Source organism: Enterobacter cloacae complex sp. 2024EL-00214, from assembly GCF_043945575.1.
Lineage (GTDB): Bacteria > Pseudomonadota > Gammaproteobacteria > Enterobacterales > Enterobacteriaceae > Enterobacter > Enterobacter cloacae_P.
This window is the reverse complement of record NZ_JBIMRC010000005.1, coordinates 138,897-156,642: the sequence shown is the minus strand read 5'-3', so window position 1 is coordinate 156,642 and position 17,746 is coordinate 138,897. Positions and strand designations below refer to the sequence as shown.

The 17,746-nt window shown below is 55.8% G+C and carries 18 protein-coding genes; 11 read left to right on the top strand and 7 right to left on the bottom strand.

Going from position 1 to position 17,746, the window contains the following annotated elements:
- The first annotated feature begins 60 nt into the window (after positions 1 to 60).
- Both ACHHZ6_RS07870 and ACHHZ6_RS07865 read left to right on the top strand, forming a co-directional pair.
- Positions 61 to 630, top strand: coding sequence for a carboxymuconolactone decarboxylase family protein (locus ACHHZ6_RS07870; protein WP_182271129.1), 570 nt, complete (start codon positions 61 to 63; stop codon positions 628 to 630).
- The gene (locus ACHHZ6_RS07865) at positions 623 to 1,243 is read left to right on the top strand and encodes a CDP-alcohol phosphatidyltransferase family protein (RefSeq protein WP_395122066.1); all 621 of its coding nucleotides are present in this window, start codon (positions 623 to 625) and stop codon (positions 1,241 to 1,243) included. The genes ACHHZ6_RS07870 and ACHHZ6_RS07865 overlap by 8 nt, the downstream gene beginning before the upstream one ends.
- On the opposite strand, the gene ACHHZ6_RS07860 is transcribed toward ACHHZ6_RS07865, so the two are convergent.
- The 6 genes from ACHHZ6_RS07860 to xthA all read right to left on the bottom strand — a co-directional run bounded on the left by ACHHZ6_RS07860 (position 1,237) and on the right by xthA (position 7,421).
- On the bottom strand, positions 1,237 to 2,544 hold the full coding sequence (locus ACHHZ6_RS07860) for a sulfurtransferase (RefSeq protein ID WP_182271131.1): 1,308 nt from the start codon (positions 2,542 to 2,544) through the stop codon (positions 1,237 to 1,239). The two genes, ACHHZ6_RS07865 and ACHHZ6_RS07860, sit on opposite strands and share 7 nt — an antisense overlap.
- 73 nt (positions 2,545 to 2,617) lie before the next feature.
- Entirely contained in the window at positions 2,618 to 3,238 is a 621-nt protein-coding gene (locus tag ACHHZ6_RS07855; protein ID WP_395122065.1) for an ATP-binding cassette domain-containing protein, read from the bottom strand.
- Complete coding sequence (locus tag ACHHZ6_RS07850; protein WP_395122064.1) at positions 3,238 to 4,773, bottom strand: thiamine ABC transporter permease; 1,536 nt, start codon at positions 4,771 to 4,773, stop codon at positions 3,238 to 3,240. The genes ACHHZ6_RS07855 and ACHHZ6_RS07850 overlap by 1 nt, the downstream gene beginning before the upstream one ends.
- Positions 4,746 to 5,906: an ABC transporter substrate-binding protein gene (locus ACHHZ6_RS07845; protein WP_395122087.1), complete on the bottom strand. Its 1,161-nt coding sequence runs from the start codon at positions 5,904 to 5,906 to the stop codon at positions 4,746 to 4,748. Before ACHHZ6_RS07845 ends, ACHHZ6_RS07850 begins: the two co-directional genes overlap by 28 nt.
- Positions 5,907 to 5,921: 15 nt before the next feature.
- The gene (locus ACHHZ6_RS07840) at positions 5,922 to 6,608 is read right to left on the bottom strand and encodes a TVP38/TMEM64 family protein (protein WP_182271134.1); all 687 of its coding nucleotides are present in this window, start codon (positions 6,606 to 6,608) and stop codon (positions 5,922 to 5,924) included.
- A gap of 6 nt (positions 6,609 to 6,614) precedes the next feature.
- Entirely contained in the window at positions 6,615 to 7,421 is an 807-nt protein-coding gene (xthA, locus tag ACHHZ6_RS07835; RefSeq protein ID WP_182271135.1) for an exodeoxyribonuclease III, read from the bottom strand.
- Positions 7,422 to 7,854: 433 nt separating this feature from the next.
- Here xthA and ACHHZ6_RS07830 point away from each other — a divergent pair, with 433 nt between their 5' ends.
- The 7 genes from ACHHZ6_RS07830 to ves all read left to right on the top strand — a co-directional run bounded on the left by ACHHZ6_RS07830 (position 7,855) and on the right by ves (position 15,598).
- The gene (locus ACHHZ6_RS07830) at positions 7,855 to 9,075 is read left to right on the top strand and encodes an aspartate aminotransferase family protein (RefSeq protein WP_182271136.1); all 1,221 of its coding nucleotides are present in this window, start codon (positions 7,855 to 7,857) and stop codon (positions 9,073 to 9,075) included.
- On the top strand, positions 9,072 to 10,106 hold the full coding sequence (gene astA, locus ACHHZ6_RS07825) for an arginine N-succinyltransferase (protein ID WP_182271137.1): 1,035 nt from the start codon (positions 9,072 to 9,074) through the stop codon (positions 10,104 to 10,106). The genes ACHHZ6_RS07830 and astA overlap by 4 nt, the downstream gene beginning before the upstream one ends.
- Positions 10,103 to 11,590: a succinylglutamate-semialdehyde dehydrogenase gene (astD, locus tag ACHHZ6_RS07820; protein WP_395122063.1), complete on the top strand. Its 1,488-nt coding sequence runs from the start codon at positions 10,103 to 10,105 to the stop codon at positions 11,588 to 11,590. The genes astA and astD overlap by 4 nt, the downstream gene beginning before the upstream one ends.
- The gene (gene astB, locus ACHHZ6_RS07815; RefSeq protein WP_395122062.1) at positions 11,577 to 12,902 is read left to right on the top strand and encodes an N-succinylarginine dihydrolase; all 1,326 of its coding nucleotides are present in this window, start codon (positions 11,577 to 11,579) and stop codon (positions 12,900 to 12,902) included. The genes astD and astB overlap by 14 nt, the downstream gene beginning before the upstream one ends.
- A gap of 10 nt (positions 12,903 to 12,912) precedes the next feature.
- Positions 12,913 to 13,878, top strand: coding sequence for a succinylglutamate desuccinylase (astE, locus tag ACHHZ6_RS07810; protein WP_196391178.1), 966 nt, complete (start codon positions 12,913 to 12,915; stop codon positions 13,876 to 13,878).
- 369 nt (positions 13,879 to 14,247) lie between these two features.
- Positions 14,248 to 14,742: an ATP-independent periplasmic protein-refolding chaperone Spy gene (gene spy, locus ACHHZ6_RS07805; RefSeq protein WP_182271141.1), complete on the top strand. Its 495-nt coding sequence runs from the start codon at positions 14,248 to 14,250 to the stop codon at positions 14,740 to 14,742.
- 298 nt (positions 14,743 to 15,040) lie between these two features.
- A complete protein-coding gene (gene ves / locus ACHHZ6_RS07800) occupies positions 15,041 to 15,598 on the top strand; it encodes an environmental stress-induced protein Ves (RefSeq protein WP_182271142.1) in 558 nt (185 codons plus the stop codon).
- Positions 15,599 to 15,671: 73 nt separating this feature from the next.
- Here ves and nadE read toward each other — a convergent pair whose 3' ends face one another.
- The gene (gene nadE / locus ACHHZ6_RS07795; protein WP_182271143.1) at positions 15,672 to 16,499 is read right to left on the bottom strand and encodes an ammonia-dependent NAD(+) synthetase; all 828 of its coding nucleotides are present in this window, start codon (positions 16,497 to 16,499) and stop codon (positions 15,672 to 15,674) included.
- 231 nt (positions 16,500 to 16,730) lie between these two features.
- On the opposite strand from nadE, the gene osmE reads away from it, so the two are divergent.
- A complete protein-coding gene (osmE, locus tag ACHHZ6_RS07790) occupies positions 16,731 to 17,075 on the top strand; it encodes an osmotically-inducible lipoprotein OsmE (RefSeq protein ID WP_182918580.1) in 345 nt (114 codons plus the stop codon).
- 282 nt (positions 17,076 to 17,357) lie between these two features.
- Entirely contained in the window at positions 17,358 to 17,675 is a 318-nt protein-coding gene (gene chbB / locus ACHHZ6_RS07785) for a PTS N,N'-diacetylchitobiose transporter subunit IIB (RefSeq protein WP_182271145.1), read from the top strand.
- The last annotated feature ends 71 nt before the right edge of the window (positions 17,676 to 17,746 follow it).

Here is a 17,746-nt window from a genome sequence, read left to right as displayed (position 1 = left end):
ATAATGAAAAACAACATAGTATCTTGCCCTTTCCAGGAGTCCAGTCATCAGGAGAAGCAAGTGAAAGAGACATCCACCTGGGTAGCCCCCCTTAAAACCCTCCCGGCCAGTTTAAAGCCGATTGCCGTTATGCAGAAAAAACACTTTGGTGCAGTGCTTAATCCCACGCGCTGGTGGGGACGTATGCCGCGTCTTTTCTGGCTGGTGGCGCTGTTCGTTGGTTTCCTGGAGCGGCGTAATGCGCGCCTCACGCCGGTGCTACGCTCGCTGCTGATGACCCGGGTATCGCAGATTTGTCACTGTGCATTCTGTATTGATGCCAACAGCTTACGCCTTGCCGAGCGCTCAGGGGCGCTGGATAAGGTGCAGGCCGTCAGTGGCTGGCGTGATTCCGGGTTATTCAGTGAGGAGGAGCGGGCTGCGCTGGCGTATGCCGAGGCCGTCACCGCCACACCGCCACAGGTGGATGCAACGGTCAAAATGGAGATTAAGCGCCATTTCACCGATGAAGCCATTACCGAAATGACGGCGTTGATTGCGTTTCAGAACCTTTCCGCCCGCTTTAATGCCGCTCTGGACATTCCTGCTCAGGGGTTGTGCGCCACGTTTAATGAGAAACCACATGCTTGACCGACATCTGCATCCGCGCGTGAAACCCATGCTTAACCGGCTGGCAGCCTTACTGGACAAACCCGCGATTTCACCCGATAAACTCACGCTCACCGGGTTTATCTTCGGCGTGCTGGCGCTGCCGTTTCTGGCGCTTGGCTGGTATCCGGCTGCGCTGGCGGCCATTGTGTTGAACCGTGTGCTGGATGGTCTGGACGGTGCGCTGGCGCGACGCAGAGGGTTAACGGACGCCGGAGGATTTCTTGATATCGCGCTCGATTTTCTGTTCTATGCCCTGGTGCCGTTTGGTTTTGCTCTGGCCGCTCCTGCGGAGAATGCGCTGGCCGCCGCCTGGCTGTTGTGCGCGTTTATCGGTACCGGCAGCAGCTTTCTGGCCTTTGCCGCGCTGGCCGCGAAGCACAATATTGATAACCCGGGCTATGCGCACAAGTCGTTTTATTACATCGGCGGGTTAACGGAGGGGACGGAGACGATCGCGCTGTTTGTGTTGTGCTGTCTGTTTCCGGCACACTTCACGCTGTTTGCGTGGCTATTTGGCGCGTTGTGCTGGCTGACCACCACAACGCGCATCTGGAGCGGTTATGTGACGCTGAAGTCACTTACCCGTCAGTGAGAACTGTCTGGCCCGCGTTCACCGGTGGAGACCGGGTTTTGCGGGTGACTGCTCCATTCGTACCAGCCACCGTCATAGACGGCGACGTTTTTCCAGCCCATTGCACGCGCGTACATAAAGGTTTCTGACGCACGCCAGCCGGTACCACAGTAGAACGCAACGTGCTGCTCCGGCAGAATGTTCCACGTTTTCCACATGGCGGCAATATCGTCGGCACTGCGCATGGTGCCATCCGGGTTATGGAAATCTTCCATGTGGGTGGCATCGCTGCCCGCGTGACCCCAGCGGGCACCGGCAATCTCTCCTTTTGGCTTGATGTAGCTATAGCCGCTGGTTTCACCAATGAATTCCGGCCATGAGCGGATGCTGACCAGTGAGGCATCCTGGCGATGCAGCATCCCACGAGCCTGTTCCATATCCACCATCAACTGCGGCTGTCCAGGGATCGGCGCACCAAAATCAGGGGCGGGTTTCACGTTTCCTGGCGTGCCGCGTTCAACCGGCAGGCTTGCGTCTGACCATGCTTTCCAGCCGCCATCGAGAATGCGGACATCTTTCACTCCGGCGTAGAGCATGATCTGCGCCACACGGGCGGCGGCATAGACGTCACGACCATACAAAATGACGGTGGTGTCATGACGGATACCGTGCTTCGCCAGCATCGCTTTCAGCTTGTCGTCGGAGACTTTATTCCACAGCGGCTCGCTTTCTACTTCATTGGTATCGATATAGTCTGCGCCGGGAATGTGGTTCAGCAGGTAGAACTTTGGTGCCCCCCAGGCGGCTTCAATGACTTTCCAGTCGCCAGCCGGAGCGGCATTCACCGGTTTACCTTGCTGTAACTGATGGAGCCACTGCGGGTAGACGAGTTGCTCAAAGTGCGGCAGGCGCTGTAAACGCGCAGGGGTTTGCAGCGCATCGCTGAGAACCGAAACGTGGGCATACCCGGCTTTTTCCAGACGTGATTTAACGGCCTGATTATCGGCTTCGCTGCCGTAGAGGGCGATCGTCATTGCGGGTGTAAGCTGATGCTGCTTTGCCCAGGCGCTAATCTGGTCATCGCTCATTGCGGCAAGCCATGAGGCGGAAAGGTTGAGCGCGGCTGGCTCATGCCCGGATGTCCCGTTGAGCGTTTGCGGCCAGCCGTTATAAAACGCACTGGCACGGGTGTCTATCGTCGCACCGTGCTGTTCCTGGAGTTGAGCCAGCGTAAGGGAATGGGGCATATCAGCCGCCAGAGAGGAAAAAGAGGCGAGGCCGCAGAGCATGGCCAGCGCGGTCAGTTGAGAAACACGTTTCATCGAAAAACCTGACGTCAGTGAGTGAGGCGGGCATTGTCGTCTCTCCTGAGACAGAAAACATTGCGTTAGCACATTATTGCCAGCGAGAAAGCTCAATCACCTCTCCACCTGGCGGAATATCTTCGTCGTCATGGGTAACCAGCACCACCGGAACAGGGCGTGCGCGCACTGCCTCAAACACCCATTCCCGAAACGACGCGCGTAGCGCTTTATCCAGACGGCTGAAGGGTTCATCCAGCAATAACGCCTGCGGCTCTGCAAGCAGGGCGCGCAGCAGGCTTACCCGGGCGCGCTCCCCGCCGGAAAGCGTCGCAGGATCGCTGGCATAGTGGTTTGCCAGCCCGGCAGAGTATAACGCCTGTTCCACCGTTTCCTGGCGAAAGCGCCCGGCAATCTGCGGCGGGAGGGCGAGCATCAGGTTCTGCCCGACGCTGAAATGATCGAACAGCAGGGCGTCCTGAAAGAGAATACCTAAGCCGCGCTGTTCCACGGGGAGACCATCGCAGCGCCGATCGTCAATCCACAGTTCGCCATGCGCCTGAAAGTCGGCAGACAGCGCCCCGACCATCCAGGAAAAAAGGGTAGATTTCCCGCTGCCGGAAGGCCCCATCAGGGTCACAATTTCCCCGCGTGGCACACAAAAATTGACCTGCCGGAACAGCGGCTCAATGGTGAGATCTTTTACCTTCAGCATTAACGTAATCCTCGTCGGTAACGGCCCGCAAGCCGGGACAACAGCGCAGCAATGCCAAAAATGATACCCGTTACGAGCAATAGCCCCAGCGCACGCTGAGCCAGAACCGGGATGCTGCCCCCGCTACTGAGCGCCACGGTTTCGGTGTTCAGTGTGGCAAACCGCCCCGCACCCAGCCAGAGCGTGGGCATGTATTGCGCCATACTGACGGAAAATCCGGTTGCAAAGGCCAGCAGCGCCGGGCGTACCAGTAAGGGGCATTTCAGCAACCAGAAGATCTTCGCGCGCCGCCAGCCCAACGTTCTGGCGGTGAGGATCAGCCGGGGATCGAGCCTGCGCCATGCCGGTTGCAGTACCAGCAACATCCACGGTACAACCCACAGCAGGTGGCTCCAGAGTACGGCGGTGAAGTGCCCGTCAATGCCAAGCGTTAATGCGACAACATATTGCCCGGAGACTAGCGGCAGTGCAGGCAGTGCGAGCGGCAGCCAGACCCACTGCGCACCGCGCTGTGGCCCCCATTCGAGCCAGATAACGATCAGCGCAAGGGCCAGCAGGCTGGAGAGCAGACCAAACGCGAGGCTGGTGGCGATGAAGGAACGGGCGACATCCTCATGCCTTGCCAGGAAGAGCAGCACGATGGCACAGAGGATCCCACAACCCGGGAGCAGCCAGGACAGCGTCTTTTCAGGCACCACGAGGGCTGAACTGTGGCGGATCCCGGAAAGACCGGGTAGCGTACGCCGCCAGGCTTTCCAGACGCCATAACCCAGCGCCGCCAGCAGGGCCAGGAGTGTGAGCAAAACCAGACACAACAGCATACCTTTGGCCTGCTGCTGCGCATCTCCCTGGCTGAGCCACTGCCAGGCCAGCACCGCCAGCGTGGGGGGATTTCCCGGCCCGAGGATAATGGCCATATCCACAACAGAAAGCGACCAGGCGAGCACTGCCAGCATGACCGCACCCAGCGCAGGGGCGATGGTGGGAAGCACCAGCCAGCACAGCCTCTGAATGCGGCCGTAGCCCAGAGTCTGCAAAACCACATTTTGCTGTGCCAGCCGTGTTTCAGGCAATACGGCGTAAATCGCCCACAACACGAAAGCCCCCTCCTTGACGGCAAGCGTCAGCCCTAACCCGATACCGTAACGATCGAGCTGCGGTGAGCAGAATGTACAGACCTGATAAAACAGGCCGCCCTCCGCAAACGTCAGCAAGACGCTGGTGGCGAAAGCAACATGGGGAACGGCCAGTAACCAGGGCAAATGGCTGCACAGGCGACGCCAGCGTTCACCAGGCCATAGCGCGGTGATAAAAAACAGGGCGATAACGAGTGCGCCCAGAGTGGCAATTATCGCGGACACCAGCGTGGCGGCGAGCGCCTGGGGTAACTGCGGATCGTCAGCCAGCGACTGCCAGTTCGCCTGCGACAATGCCGGTGTTACCAACATGGCTCCGGCGGGGAGTAGCGGTATATAAATGACCGCCATCGCCAGCCAGACGAGCACGCTTAGTGGGTACCGTAACGACGAAACCATTCCTGCTCCAGCGCGTTAACCCAGGTGGCATGCGGTTCCGGCAGAACAACCGGTAAACCTTCCGGTGCATGTGCGCTAAGTTGCCTGGCCTCGACGGCGGGCAGCGTTTTGGGATCGAGTACGGTTGGGTCACCCCAGATGGCCGGATTGGCTTTGCGGATCTGCGCCTGCGGTGAAAGCAGGAAATTGGCGACCACTTTCGCACCTGCGCTCGCACTGGCATTGGCCGGAATGGCAACAAAATGGACGTTACCGATCATCCCGCCACGAAAACCGAAACTGTAGCTGTCGGCAGGCAACTCGCCGCTGACCACTTTTTGCTGCACATGTGCGGGGTTAAACGTCAGTGACAGATCCAGGTTTCCAGCGGCAAGCAGGGTATCCATGCGTGCAGGCGAAGGGGGGAAGTCTTTCCCTTCGCGCCACAGCAGTGGGTGCAGTTTGTCGAGGTAGTTCCAGAGTGGGGCTGTCACTTGCGCAAATGTGTTATCAGGCGCGCGTTTTAGCGCCTCAGGCTGGGTGGTGAGGTTCAGGAGTAACTGTTCCAGAAACGCAGTGCCGGTAAAATCCGGTGGGCGAGGGTAGCTCACTTTACCCGGATGTTGCTGCGCCCAGGCCAGCAAGGCCTGGGGATTATCCGGCGGCGTTGGCATGCTTCCCTTGCGGGCGATAAAGGTGAGCTGAGCGCCGCCCCACGGAGATTCCGCGCCATCGGTCGCGATGGCAAAATCTTCCGTGACCGGTTTGTGGGTATCGACGTACCGCCAGTTCGGCAGGGTCTGTGCCCACTGGGTTTGCAACAGATTCGCCTCTTTCAGCGTGCGGAAATTTTCTCCGTTGACCCATAGCAGGTCGACTGAACCGTTGTGGTTTCGTCCTGCATCATGTTCCGTCTGAATGCGTTTTACGGCATCGGCGGCATCGGCCAGGTGGACAATTTTGAGGTTTATGGCGTAGTGCGTTTTCATCTCGCCGCTGACCCAGTCCAGGTAGCGGTTTACCGCCTGATCGCCACCCCAGGCGTTAAACCAGACGGTCTGGCCTTTAGCTTGTTGTTGAATGGATTGCCAGCTGTCTGCTGCAAATGCAGGGACAGCCAGCAGCAGACCTGTCAGAAACGCGCAAAAACGCACACGGCGCATAATGCCTCACTTTTTAAACGAAGAAAGGGTGCAATGAGAAAACAGCCACCGGGTGGCCAGGGGCAATAACCCCAGTAGTGTAAAGGCGAATACCAGACCTGGCGACAGAATATCGCGCAGCGATGTCAGTTTTCCCAGCTCTCGCCCGGCGTTAAGAAAAACAACCGTTGCGGGCAGCATGGCGAGCTGGCTCACCCACCAGTAGCGTCGCACGCTAATACGGGTAAGCCCCATCAGCAGGTTCACCAGAAAAAAGGGAAACAGAGGCATCAGGCGCAGGGCAAAAAGGTAGCGCGCGCCGTCGCGAGACATTCCGGCATTGACCGTTTTCATCTGCGCAGCAAAGCGCTGTTGTACCCAGTCGCACAGCAGATAGCGGCTGGCGAGCATAGCAAGCGTCGCCCCCAGCGTAGAGGCAAACGAGACCAGCAGTGTCCCTTCCCACAGGCTGAAAAGGGCTCCTCCCAGCAGCGTCAGGATTGCTGCTCCGGGGATCGACAGCGCCGAAATCGCGACATACACCGCAAAATAGAGCAGGGCGCTTTGCAGTGGTGAATGTGCCACCTGCGCGAGCAACGTTTGCTGGTGTGTTTTGATGGCGTCCAGGGAGAGCATCTCTGGTGGAAGAAACACAAACGCCAGAATAAATGCGCCCAAAAGGGCGCACAGGAAGAGTAATTTTTGAATGTTCACACGGGGTTACAGTTTGAATTTCGCCCACACTGGCGCGTGGTCAGACGGTTTTTCCATGCTGCGGATATCGTAATCAATACCGGTTTCAATGCAGCGTTCTGCCAGCGGCGAGCTGGCCAGAAGCAGGTCTATACGCAGGCCACGGTTGTCATCAAAACCTTTTGAGCGGTAATCGAACCATGAGAAGCGATCCTGCGTTTCCGGGTTAGCCGTGCGGAAGGTGTCAACCAGACCCCAGCCCAGCAGACGCTGCATCCACTCGCGTTCTTCCGGCAGGAAAGAGCATTTACCGGTGCGCAGCCAGCGTTTACGGTTCTCTTCCCCAATACCAATATCCAGATCGCTCGGGCTGATATTCATGTCGCCCATGATCAGCACCGGGTTCTCTTTCTTCAGTTCGCTTGTCAGGTAATCCTGCAGATCCTGGTAAAACCTGGCTTTAGCCGGGAATTTGGTCTCATGGTCACGGCTCTCACCTTGTGGGAAATAGCCGTTGATCACCGTGATATTTCCGAGTGCAGAAGGCACTTCGGCCATGATGATGCGGCGCTGGGCTTCTTCGTCATCGCCCGGGAAACCGCGACGTACGGAAACCGGCGTTTCTTTAGTCAGCAGCGCCACACCGTAGTGGCCTTTCTGCCCGTGATAAAAGACGTTGTAGCCCAGTTTTGCCACCTCTTCGAGGGGGAACATATCGTCGTGAACTTTTGTCTCCTGCAGGCCGATCACATCTGGCTGATGTTGCTCAACAATCGCTTCAAGCTGGTGAGGGCGGGCACGCAGGCCGTTGATATTAAAAGAGACAAATTTCATAGTCGCTGCCAATGCAAGGTGAATAGTGCATGGATGGTAGCAGAATTTCTTTCATCTGTTACGGGGATTGACCAATAACTGCAACAGATAATGTCAACGGTGCAATATTTGCACCATTCTGACGCGTCTCGCCCTGTTACAGGGCGTAAATGGTCAATAAATTTCGCGAGCGATCACAATTCCAGAATTATATTTGGCCTGTGCATACTCTTTCTTGTTTTCATGCGGCAAAGCGCCGCTTACCGTAAAAATATTCACTTTTTATGCAATAACAGTGAATAATTCCATATCGTAAGCTATTGATATTCTGTCACTCCATCCCGTTTATGCATTTTTATCGCTGGCTGGCACGAACTCTGCAATCTACATTCACAGGGCAAACACTCAATTATTTAACATTTAAACAACCTTTTATTTACCGGATGAGGTCGCTATGTCTCTGTCAATTACGCGTGAAAATTTTGATGAATGGATGATGCCGGTTTACGCCCCGGCGGCTTTTATTCCGGTACGTGGGGAAGGCTCACGCCTGTGGGATCAGCAGGGCAAAGAGTATATCGACTTTGCGGGTGGGATTGCGGTCAATGCGCTGGGTCATGCGCACCCGGCACTGCGTCAGGCGCTGAACGATCAGGCGGCAAAGTTCTGGCATACCGGCAATGGCTACACCAACGAGCCAGCACTGCGTCTGGCGAAAAAACTGATCGACGCCACCTTTGCGGAAAAAGTCTTTTTCTGTAACTCGGGTGCGGAAGCGAACGAAGCCGCGCTGAAGCTGGCGCGTAAATATGCGCACGATAAATTTGGCGTGCATAAGAGCGGAATTGTCGCGTTTAAAAATGCTTTCCACGGCCGCACGCTCTTTACCGTGAGCGCGGGTGGTCAACCGTCCTACTCCCAGGATTTTGCGCCGCTGCCGCCAGATATCCGTCACGGCATTTATAACGATCTGGCGTCGGCCAGCGAGCTTATCAGCGATACCACCTGTGCGGTGATTGTCGAGCCAATGCAGGGTGAAGGCGGTGTGCTTCCGGCGCAGAAAGCATTCCTGCAGGGGCTGCGCGAGCTGTGCGATCGTCATAACGCAGTGCTGATTTTTGACGAAGTGCAGACGGGCGTGGGCCGCACCGGTGAGCTGTATGCCTATATGCACTATGGCGTTACGCCGGACGTTCTCTCTACCGCTAAAGCGCTGGGCGGCGGTTTCCCGGTGGGGGCGATGCTGACAACGGATAAATTCGCCAGCGTGATGACCGTTGGTACTCACGGTACCACCTACGGCGGTAACCCGCTGGCATCCGCCGTGGCCGGGCAGGTACTGGATATCATCAACACCCCGGAAGTGCTGAACGGCGTGAAACAGCGTCACGACTGGTTTGTTGAACGCCTGAATGCCATCAACAGCAAAACCGGCCTGTTTAAAGAGATCCGTGGTCTGGGGCTGTTAATTGGCTGTGAACTCACGCCTGAGTTTGCCGGAAAAGCTAAACTTATTTCACAGGAAGCAGCAAAAATGGGCGTGATGGTGCTGATTGCCGGTGCCAACGTGGTGCGGTTTGCCCCTGCGCTGGTTGTCAGTGAAGAAGAGGTGAAAACCGGGTTAGATCGTTTTGCGCTGGCCTGTGAACATGTGAAGTCCGGGGTGTCATCATGATGGTCATCCGTCCCGTTGAGCGCGGCGATCTCGCCGGGCTTATGCTGCTTGCCGGTAAGACAGGAGGCGGGCTGACCTCGCTTCCTGCCGATGAAAAAACGCTGTCGGCGCGCATTGAGCGCGCCCTGCAAACCTGGCAAGGGACGTTGCCGAAAAGCGAACAGGGCTATGTGTTCGTGCTGGAAGATACTGAAACGGGCGCAGTCGCCGGGATTTGCGCCATCGAAGTGGCTGTGGGGCTAAATGACCCGTGGTACAACTACCGGGTTGGTACGATGGTTCACGCCTCGAAAGAGCTGAACGTCTATAACGCACTGCCAACGCTGTTTCTCTGTAATGACCACACCGGTGCCAGCGAGCTCTGCACGCTGTTTCTCGATCCGGCGTGGCGCAAGGAGGGCAACGGTTATTTACTCTCCAAGTCGCGCTTTATGTTTATGGCGGCGTTCCGCGACCGCTTCAACGAAAAAGTGGTTGCTGAGATGCGCGGTGTGATCGACGACAAAGGCTATTCCCCGTTCTGGGAAAGCCTGGGCGAACGCTTCTTTTCAATGGAGTTTAGCCGCGCGGACTATCTCTGCGGTACCGGGCAGAAAGCGTTTATCGCCGAGCTGATGCCGAAACATCCTATTTATACCCATTTCTTAAGCCCGGAAGCGCAGGCGGTGATCGGTGAAGTGCATCCGCAAACGGCCCCTGCCCGCGCGGTGCTGGAGAAAGAAGGCTTCCGCTACCGCAATTACGTCGACATCTTTGACGGCGGGCCTACGCTTGAGTGCGATATTGACCGCGTGCGTGCGATCCGTAAAAGCCGCCTGGTGACAGTGTCTGAAGGCCAGCCTGCGCCGGGTGAATGGCCGGCGTGCCTGGTGTCTAACGAACATTATGATAATTTCCGCGCCATGCTGATACGCACCGATCCGAAATGTGAACGTCTGGTGCTGACCGCCGCACAGCTTGATGCCCTGAAATGTAATGCCGGCGACACGGTGCGCCTGGTGCGACTCTGCCCTGAGGAGAAAACAGCATGACTTTATGGATTAACGGTGACTGGGTGGCGGGCGAGGGCGAACATCGCGTGAAAACGAACCCGGTGGGGCAAGAGGTGCTCTGGAAGGGAAATGATGCCAGCACCGCGCAGGTGGAACAAGCCTGTCACGCCGCGCGTCGTGCGTTCCCGGCGTGGGCGAAACAGCCTTTCTCCGCGCGTCAGACGATTGTTGAAAAATTTGCCGCACTGCTTGAGGTGAATAAGGCTGAACTGACGCGAATTATTGCTTCCGAAACCAGTAAGCCTCGCTGGGAAGCCACAACCGAAGTGACGGCGATGATTAACAAAATCGCCATTTCGGTGAAGGCATACCATACCCGTACCGGTGAACAACACACTGAAATGCCCGACGGGGCGGCCACGCTGCGCCACCGTCCGCACGGCGTGCTCGCGGTATTTGGCCCGTATAACTTCCCGGGCCATCTGCCAAACGGCCATATTGTGCCTGCGTTGCTGGCGGGCAATACCGTCATTTTCAAACCGAGTGAGTTAACGCCGTTAACCGGTGAGGCGGTGGTGAAACTCTGGGAGCAGGCGGGTTTACCACCAGGCGTACTCAACCTGGTGCAGGGCGGGCGTGAAACCGGCCAGGCGCTGAGTGCGCTAAATGACATTGACGGCCTGCTGTTCACCGGCAGCGCCGGTACGGGCTATCAACTGCACCGCCAACTGGCAGGACAGCCGGAGAAAATCCTTGCCCTGGAAATGGGCGGTAATAATCCGCTGATTGTGGAAGATCCCGACGATATTGATGCCGCTGTGCATCTGACGATCCAGTCAGCCTTTATTACCGCCGGACAGCGCTGCACCTGTGCCCGTCGGTTGCTGGTGAAGCGTGGCGCACAGGGCGATGCGTTCCTGAAACGTCTGGTCGAAGTGAGCGCACGTCTGATGCCTGCTAAGTGGGATGCAGACCCCCAGCCGTTTATCGGCGGGCTGATTTCAGCGCAGGCGGCAGAGAACGTGTTGAAAGCCTGGCAGGCTCATGTGGCGCGGGGCGCGAAAACCTTGCTGGAGCCGAAGCAGGTTCAGCCAGGTACGTCGCTGCTGACACCGGGCATTGTTGAGATGAGCGGCACGAGCAACGTGCCGGATGAAGAGGTCTTCGGCCCATTACTGTGTGTCTGGCGCTATGACGATTTTGACAGTGCCATCAGGATGGCGAATAACACCCGCTACGGTTTGTCGAGCGGTTTGATTTCACCTCATCGCGAGAAGTTTGATCAGCTGCTGCTCGAAGCGCGCGCGGGGATTGTGAACTGGAACAAACCGCTTACCGGCGCAGCGAGCACCGCCCCGTTTGGCGGCGTGGGGGCGTCGGGCAACCATCGCGCCAGCGCATGGTATGCGGCAGATTACTGCGCATGGCCAATGGCAAGCCTGGAAACACCCGCGCTGACGCTGCCGGAGACGCTGAATCCGGGTCTGGATTTTACCCAGGGGGATAGCCATGAAAGCGCGTGAAGTGAACTTTGACGGGCTGGTGGGGCTGACGCACCACTATGCTGGCCTGTCGTTTGGTAATGAAGCCTCGACGAAGCACCGTTTTCAGGTCTCTAACCCGAAACTGGCGGCGAAGCAGGGGCTGCTGAAAATGAAAGCCCTCTCGGATGCGGGTTTTCCGCAGGCGGTGATCCCCCCTCAGGAGCGGCCAAACGTGGCCGTCCTGCGTCAGCTTGGTTTCAGCGGCAGTGACGAGCAGGTGGTTGAAAAAGCGGGCACCCAGACGCCATACCTGCTCTCTGCGGCCAGCTCCGCCTCTTCGATGTGGGTGGCAAATGCGGCAACCGTCGCGCCGTCAGCCGATACGCTGGATGGCAAAGTCCATTTGACGGTCGCGAACCTGAATAACAAGTTCCACCGCGCCACCGAAGCGGACACCACCGAGCGCGTGCTGCGCGCCATTTTCCATAATGACACCCATTTTGACGTACACCAGGCGCTGCCGCAGGTGGCGATGTTTGGCGATGAAGGGGCGGCGAACCATAACCGTCTGGGGGGCGATTATGGTGAGCCCGGCTTGCAGCTGTTTATTTACGGGCGCGAGGAGGGGGGCCACGCTGAGCCAACCCGTTATCCTGCCCGTCAGACGCTGGCGGCAAGCCAGGCGGTTGCGCGCCTGAATCAGGTTAATCCTTCACAGCTGATTTTCGCCCAACAGAACCCGCAAGTGATCGATCAGGGCGTGTTCCACAACGACGTCATTGCCGTCTCTAACCGTCAGGTGTTGTTCTGCCACGAGCAGGCGTTTGCCCATCAGGAGAAACTGCTCGCTACGCTGCATGAGCGTGTTCCCGGGTTTATGCCGGTTCAGGTGCCGACTGACGCGGTCAGCGTGCAGGATGCGGTTGAAACCTATCTGTTCAACAGCCAGCTGTTGAGCCGTGATGACGGCAGCATGATGCTGGTGCTGCCGCAGGAGTCCCGCAACCATGCAGGGGTGTGGCGTTATCTGAGCGAGCTGGTGAAAGCCGATAACCCGATTGACGAACTGCGCGTGTTTGACCTGCGCGAAAGTATGGCAAACGGCGGTGGCCCGGCGTGTTTACGTCTGCGCGTGGTGTTGACGCAGAACGAAATGCAGGCGGTGAATCCTGCCGTCATGATGAACGATACGCTCTTTAATACCCTGAATGACTGGGTGGATCGTTACTATCGCGACAGATTAACGCCGGCCGATCTGGTCGACCCGCAGCTGCTGCGTGAAGGCCGCGAGGCGCTGGATGCGTTAACGACGATCCTGCAGCTGGGGTCGGTTTATCCATTCCAGCGCTAAAGGAGAGGATATGGAAAATTTACTGGCGCTGACGCTGGCAGACGACATGCCTGAGCAGGCTGAGGGGGAAGGCCCCTCATTCCACTGGCGGTGGCTGGGGCGCGGAGTGCTTGAGCTGACGCCATCCGGGAAGTATACGCTGTCGCTTCTGCTTTCAACCGGCATTCACGGTAACGAAACTGCACCCGTTGAGATTGTCGACCTGCTGCTGCGCGCATTGTATCGCGGTGATATCACCCTGCAATGCCGTCTGCTGGTGGTGCTCGGGAATCCACCTGCGCTGGCGCAAAATAAGCGTTATCTGTTGAGTGATATTAACCGGATGTTCGGTGGCCGCTGGTCGCAGTTCCCGCAGGGTGACGAAACGGTGCGCGCGCAGTGGCTGGAGAAGGTGGTGGCCACGTTTTTTGCCACCGCTGGGCCAGACCGCTGGCATCTTGATCTGCATACGGCGATCCGGGCGTCATACCATGTACGCTTTGGTGTTTTACCGCAGCGTCATCAGCCGTGGGATGAAACGTTCCTGAGCTGGCTGGGGGATGCGGGTCTGGAAGCGCTGGTATTCCATCAGTCACCGGGAGGAACGTTCACCCATTTTACCTGCGAACATTTCGGGGCGCTGGCCTGCACGCTGGAGCTGGGAAAAGCACTGCCATTTGGGCAGAACGATCTCACGCGCTTTGCACCTACGCATCTTGCGCTTCGGGCGCTGCTGGGCGGAACCGCGCCTGAGCACGCACATGAACCCGTTGAGCGTTATCGGGTTGTACAACAGATAACGCGCCGCAGCGATGCCTTCCTTCTTCACATGGCGGCACATACGCTGAACTTCACGCCATTCCGCCAGGGGGTATTGCTGGCAGAGGACGGTGATGAGCGCTATGAGGTGCAGAAAGCCACGGAGTATGTCCTGTTCCCGAACCCTTCCGTCGCGTTTGGGCTGAGAGCCGGGTTGATGCTGGAAAAAATGAGCTGAGCCGGTTTGCCCCTCTTGTGGAAAGAGGGGCAAATCGTATGAGTTATCATTTCTATTTTCGCCAAAAACTTATTTTCTTCGCAAATAAAGCGCTTAGCGAGTTTTTACAGATTATTCCTGGGTGATTGCTTTCAAAATAAGCATTGCTTCGCTATACTCTCTCATAATTTCTTTAAAATCATCATATTGAATATTTTTTGTTTCAACTCTCCACGTTTTATTCTTAATTTCTCCATAATTGGCGATAAAGTGTTTTTTACACTTTCATTGCTTTACCAATGCTCTGACTAATTGACGCTAAACCTTGTAAAGTTAATCTCGTCAACACGGCATAGCGCCGAAGAATAACTGAAAGTAAGGAAATAAATTATGCGTAAGTTAACTGCACTGTTTGTTGCTTCTACCCTGGCTCTGGGCGCTACCAGCATGGCGTTCGCCGCAGATACCGCAACCACCACCCCTGCCGCGCCGCTGTCAGGCAAAATGATGATGCATCATCAGGGCATGCCGGGTATGAACCACGACATGATGTTTAAAGGTCTGAACCTGACCGATGCGCAGAAGCAGCAGGTGCGCGACATCATGAAAAGCCAGCGTGACCAGATGAAACGTCCTTCGCTGGAAGAGCGCCGCGCGATGCATGACATCATTGCCAGCGACAGCTTCGATAAGGCAAAAGCCGAAGCGCAAATCGACAAAATGGCTGAGCAGAATAAAGCCCGCATGCTGGCTCACATGGAAACCCAGAACAAGATCTACAACATTCTGACCCCTGAACAGAAAAAACAATTTAATGCCAATTTTGAGAAGCGTCTGACAGAACGTCCGGCGCTGGAAGGTAAAATGCCTGCACCAACCGAATAATCGGTTCAACATCTTAAGACCGCCGGGATCCTGTCCACAAAAGCGCAATCGCTGTGGACAGGGCCGGCGGTTTTTTCTTTTATCCCTCTTGCCTGCCGCCATAAGCGCGGTATCCTCCTGTAGTCGCTTCAGAGAATGTATAGCAGAGTCATGGTGTTAGAATTTTTATTCGCATCCAGCTAAGGCCTGCCTGTTCTGTTGCCGATAATACGTCTGTGAGTACCCAACGATAACAAACAAGACAGCAACGATAGCGATATCCTTGCCCGGGCGCATGCTGTGCCTTTCAGGAGTGGTGATGGAGTTTTTTGATATCCGTAAAATGCCGGTCAGTCTCTGGCGCAATGGTGCTGGCGAGACTCGTGAAATTTGTTGTTTTCCTCCCGCGACGCGTGATTTTTTCTGGCGCGCCAGCATTGCCTCCATTGCCAGTAATGGCGAATTCTCTTCGTTCCCCGGCGTCGATCGGGTGATCGCCTTGCTGGAAGGGGGAGAGGTAACGCTGGATGCCGGTAAGGCGTTTTGCCATACCCTGAAGCATCACCAGCCTTTTAGTTTTTCGGGCGATCTACCGGTGAAAGCGCTGCTTACCGACGGGAAGATGTCGATGGACTTCAATATTATGACCCGGCGGGACTGCTGTCAGGCGAAAGTCCGCGTTGCTGACCGCACGTTTACCACCTTTGGCTCACGCGGTGGCGTGGTTCTGGTGTTAAGCGGCGCGTGGCAGCTTGGCGAAAAATTGCTGACGGCCGATCAGGGTGCAAGCTGGGAGGAAGGAACGCATACTCTCCGTTTGCTGGAGTCGAAAGGAACGTTACTGTTCAGCGAAATAACCTGGCTACCCGGCCACTGAGCAATCGTTCAGGCTGTTCCTTGTACCGGATGGCGGTCTGCTATGGACCGCCACCCGCAATCATCACAGACGATTATCTCTTCCAGAAATCATCAAACACGGTGATCGGTGGACGGCGTTTGTGCTCGGTTTTCAGATACCAGCCCTCAATGATCTTCGCGGTACCTTCATCCAGTTTTTTACCTTCCAGGTAATCATCAATGTTGTCGTAAGTGACGCCCAGCGCGGCTTCATCCGGCAGGGAAGGGCGATCGTCTTCCAGATCGGCCGTTGGCGCTTTCTTATAAAGATGTTCCGGGCAGCCCAGCGTGGCAAGCAACTGCTTCCCCTGACGTTTGTTCAGACGGAAGATCGGGTTGATATCAGTGCCCCCGTCGCCGTACTTGGTGAAGAACCCCGTGATCGCTTCAGCCGCATGGTCGGTACCCACGACAACGCCTTTGGTCATTCCCGCAATGCTGTATTGCGCTTTCATGCGTTCGCGGGCTTTTTCGTTGCCACGGACAAAATCGCTCAGCTCAATACCTGCCTCACGCAGTGCCTGCTCACTCGCCAGCACTGAACCTTTGATATTCACGGTAAGGACGCGGTCTGGCTGGATAAACTCGATCGCATCCTGGCAATCCTGCTCGTCTGCCTGCACACCATAAGGAAGGCGTACCGCGATAAACTGTAACGTTTCATCGCCGGTCTCTTCACGCCGTTCGGAAATGGCCATCTGACACAGCTTGCCGGTCAGCGTGGAGTCCTGACCCCCACTGATACCCAGCACCAGCGACTTCAGAAAGGGATAGGTTTTCAAATAGGATTTTAAAAAGTCGACGCTTCGACGGATCTCTTCATTTGCGTCTACTGCTGGTTTTGCGCCCAGCGCCTGAATAATTTCTTGTTGCAGAGCCATGACGCCCTCCCTATGCAGAACGAAACAGAAAGTATGATCTGTTAAAGCTAACTCTTCGGGCGTAAAACGACAAGGATCACAGTTTCGAGTGGGTTAAATTACGGCGATTTAGCAGCTTATCGCTGTTTTACTGGAATTTTCCAAAATTCATCTGGCATAACCCGCAAAGTTGAACAATAGTACTTTTTATTCCATGCTTAGGTAACGCGTTGATAAACAAGAGGACGGGAAATGAACAAGAACATAGCAGGAATTCTGGGTGCAGCGGCGGTTCTGACTATGCTGGCAGGGTGTACAGCTTACGATCGCACCAAAGATCAGTTCACACAACCTGTGGTTAAAGACGTCAAAAAAGGGATGACACGCTCGCAGGTCGCCGCGATTGCCGGTAAACCATCGTCTGAAATCACGATGATTCATGCGCGTGGTACGTGTCAGACCTATATCCTGGGTCAACGAGATGGTAAGGCTGAAACCTACTTTGTCGCGCTGGACGATACTGGACACGTGATCAATTCGGGTTACCAGACCTGCGCCGAGTACGATACCGATCCGCAGGCGGCTAAGGTGAAATAACCCTGCTAGCCTGAGAATGTTAACAAACCGGCCTGCGTGCCGGTTTTTTTTATACATACGTAAATCTTATTTATTTGCGCGAATTATTTACCTGAAATGTGAAGGTAGTCAACAAGCCAGGTCAACCAGAGACAATTTGAGTCTGTTCAGAATTATCCCCTCCTTGTACCATGCCGTATACTCACTTCAACGATAAACAATAGCGAACAAACTACCTGTCAGCCAGGACAGCGAGTCGAGTGATAGCGCGACGGCAGGTAGTCATACAAGAGGGAAATGACTATGGAAAAGAAACATATCTATCTGTTCTGTTCAGCGGGCATGTCAACTTCACTGCTGGTGTCAAAGATGCGTACGCAGGCCGAAAAGTATGAAGTCCCTGTGGTGATTGAAGCGTTTCCAGAAACGCTGGCGGGCGAAAAGGGACAGACGGCCGATGTCGTATTACTGGGGCCACAAATCGCTTATATGTTGCCGGAAATCCAGCGCTTGTTACCCAATAAGCCTGTCGAAGTGATCGACTCTGCGCTGTACGGCAAAATTGATGGTTTAGGTGTATTAAAAGCTGCCGTTGCAGCGATTAAAAGAGCTGCAAATTAATTTTTTATTTTTCCCGTCAAAGAGTAATTTCACACACAATACGCCGTAACCCTCGTTGCGGCATTTAAGGG